Origin of the sequence: Pseudoflavonifractor hominis, assembly GCF_014288125.1 — a bacterium.
In the GTDB taxonomy this organism is placed as follows: domain Bacteria; phylum Bacillota; class Clostridia; order Oscillospirales; family Oscillospiraceae; genus Pseudoflavonifractor_A; species Pseudoflavonifractor_A gallinarum.
In genome coordinates, this window is the sequence record NZ_JACOPR010000026.1 from 1 (window position 1) to 1922 (window position 1922).

Genomic DNA, 1922 nt, shown 5'->3' on the forward strand with positions numbered 1-1922 from the left:
ATTACTTGGAGGCCTTCAGGGCCTTGATGGACTCGATGAGCATGGGGGTGACCTTGAAGAGGTCGCCGGTGATGCCGTAGGAGGCCACCTCGAAGATGGGGGCGGTCTCGTTCTTGTTCACCGCGATGATGCACTCGGAGTCCTGCATGCCGGCCTTGTGCTGGATGGCACCGGAGATGCCCAGAGCCACGTAGATCTTGGGATGCACGGTCTTGCCGGTCTGGCCCACCTGGTGGTCGGCAGAGATCCAGCCTGCGTCCACCACGGCACGGGAGGCGCCAACCACGCCGCCCAGAACCTCAGCCAGCTCCTCGGCCAGGGCAATGCCCTTCTCCACGTCCTTGCTGATGCCGCGGCCCACGGACACCACCACGTCGGCGCCGATCAGGTCCACCAGCTTCTTGGCCGCCTTCTTCACCTCCAGGACCTCCACATGGATGTCCTCCTTGGTCAGGGCCACCGCGGGCTTCTCCACCACAACGGCGTCAGCCTTGGCCTGGTCGAAGGGAGCCTTCTTCATCACGCCGGGACGTACCGTCGACATCTGGGGACGGAACCGGGGGCAGATGATGGTGGCCATCAGGTGGCCGCCGAAGGCGGGACGGGTCATCTTCAGGTTGGTGTTCTCCTCAAAGACCGTGTTGTCCACGTCGATGGTGGAGGTGGTCTTCAGGAACTCCTTGTACTTGGTCACATCCACGTCCAGGTGGGTGCAGTCGGCGGTCAGGCCGGTGTGCAGACGGGCCGCACAGCGGGGGCCCAGGTCACGGCCGATGTTGGTAGCCCCGATCAGGAAGATCTCGGGCTTCTTCTCCTCCACCAGGTCGCAGATCACCTTGGCATAGCCGTCGGTGGTGTAGGTCTCCAGAAGCTCGTGGTCGCACACGTACACCTTGTCCGCGCCGTAGCCGCCCAGCTCCTTCGCCAGACCCTCCACGTTGTGGCCCAGAAGAACGCCGCACAGCTCCACGCCCAGGTCGTCCGCCAGCTTCCGGCCCTCGCTGATCAGCTCGAAGTCCGTGCTCATCAGCTTGCCCTCGCGCTGCTCACAAAATACCCATACGCCCTTGAAGGCGCCGGTGTCTCTACTATCAAAAGCCATTTTTCTGCTCTCCTTTCGATCAGATCAGGTGCTTCTCATCCAGAAGCGACACCAGCTTGTCGCAGGTGGCCTTGTCGGCCCCCTCCAGCATCATGCCGGCGCCCTTCACCGGGGGAGAGAAGGACTTGTACACGTTGGTGGGAGAGCCCTTCAGGCCGATGGTGTCCAGATCGATCAGGGGATCGTCCTTCAGGGTGTTGAAGTCATACACCTCGTAGGGCTTGCTGTAGGCCTCCACGATGCCGCCCACGCTCATGTAACGGGGCTCGTTGAGCTCCTTGATGCAGGTCAGCAGGCAGGGCAGCGCCACCTCGATGGTCATGTAGCCGTCCTCCAGCATCCGCTGCACGGTGATCTTCTTCCCCTCCGCCTTGATCTCGGAGACGTAGGTCACCTGGGGCAGGTTCAGCTTCTCGGCGATCTGGGGACCCACCTGGGCGGTGTCGCCGTCGATGGCCTGACGGCCGCAGAACACGATGGTCTCGTCGTCCACGCCGATCTTCTTCAGCGCGGCGGCCAGGATCTGAGAGGTGGCGTAAGTATCGCTGCCGCCGAACTCACGGCCGGACACCAGCACGGCCTTGTCCGCGCCCATGGCCAGCAGCTCCCGCAGCATGCCCTCCGCGGGCGGGGGGCCCATGGAAACCACGGTCACTTCGCAGCCGGTCTCGTCCTTCAGCTTCAGGGCCGCCTCAATGGCGTTCATATCATCGGGGTTGGTGATGGTCGCCATGGACGCACGGTCCATGGTGCCGTCCGCCTTCACCGCAACCTTACCGGAGGTATCCGGCACCTGCTTCACACATACGATTGCTTTCAT

General features: G+C 63.1%; 2 protein-coding genes. Both read right to left on the reverse strand.

The features are described 5' to 3' along the window. Position 1: 1 nt before the first annotated feature. The gene (acrA, locus tag H8S34_RS14950; protein WP_101691011.1) at positions 2-1102 is read right to left on the reverse strand and encodes an acryloyl-CoA reductase electron transfer subunit beta; all 1101 of its coding nucleotides are present in this window, start codon (positions 1100-1102) and stop codon (positions 2-4) included. Positions 1103-1121: 19 nt separating this feature from the next. After that, positions 1122-1922, reverse strand: an 801-nt coding sequence (gene acrB / locus H8S34_RS14955; RefSeq protein ID WP_101691010.1) for an acryloyl-CoA reductase electron transfer subunit gamma, incomplete at its 5' end; no start/stop codon positions are given.